Raw genomic sequence first — 992 nt, forward strand, 5'->3', positions numbered from 1 at the left:
CGAAAGGGCGTCCGGATCCGATGTTGACCGCGGCTCAAGCGAACAAGCTATTTCCGGCTTTCAGCCTGCCCGACGACTGGGACGTCGTCGTGCAGGACGGTGGCGCGATCCTGCATACCGAGGTCGTCATGAAACTGATGCGCGAATGCGCCGGGAACCGCGTGATTCCGGAACGCGCGAGCTTCACGCCGCGCCACGACGGCGTGTCGATCCGCACGGATACCGAAGAGTTCTTCGCCGAGCGCGCGATTCTGGCGCTTGGCCCATGGCTCGGTCGCGCACTCCCGAGACTAGCCGCGCTGCTCAACGTGACCCGACAGGCGGTCGGCTGGTTCGCGCCTGCTAGCCCGGACAGCGTGGCGCTCGGTCGTTTCCCGATCTTCATACTAGACCGAGGTCCGAACGACACGGTCTACGGCTTTCCGGACTTCGAACAGCGCGGCGTCAAAGCTGCGCCTCACAACCACGGGCCCGTGGTCGGCCCCGACGACTGGGGTCCGCACGCCACCGATGGTGAACTCCGCCCGGTCGGCGAAGCGTTGGCCGCCCTCGTTCCGGGTGCGGCCGGGCCCATCATCGATCGCGACGTCTGCCTCTACACCAACACCGCGCCCGCCGACCGCCGGCTAGACGCGGGCGAGGAATTCATCATCGATCGCTGGCCGGAGTCCCGCCTAATCGTCTGCTCCGCCTGTTCAGGCCATGGTGCGAAATTCGCGCCCGCCATCGGGCAAAGGCTTGCGCGCCTTGCCACCGATCCGTCCTACCAGGCAGAACCGTTCTTTCGGCTCTCGCGCTATTCTCAATTCGCCTGAGCGGGTGCTGGATGTTGCGTTGACAGTGCACAAAACGCGCACCCTCCGGCGGCAGACGCCTTCAAGAGACCCGGGCCAAAGCCCTGCCTGTCCGACCTCCTGCGATGATGCCACTATGCTCCTGTTTTGCCCGACGGAGCAAATAGCGGGAGACGTCATTCGGATTGGGGGCGACAA

Annotated in this window: 1 protein-coding gene; it reads left to right on the plus strand. The window is 65.1% G+C overall.

Features of this window, described 5'->3' with window-relative positions; translation table 11 throughout:
• On the plus strand, positions 1-815 hold an 815-nt coding region (locus I6F12_RS36960; RefSeq protein ID WP_225158539.1), incomplete at its 5' end, for an FAD-dependent oxidoreductase.
• Positions 816-992: the final 177 nt, after the last annotated feature.

This window comes from Bradyrhizobium sp. IC4059 (genome assembly GCF_020193615.1).
Taxonomy (GTDB): domain Bacteria; phylum Pseudomonadota; class Alphaproteobacteria; order Rhizobiales; family Xanthobacteraceae; genus Bradyrhizobium; species Bradyrhizobium yuanmingense.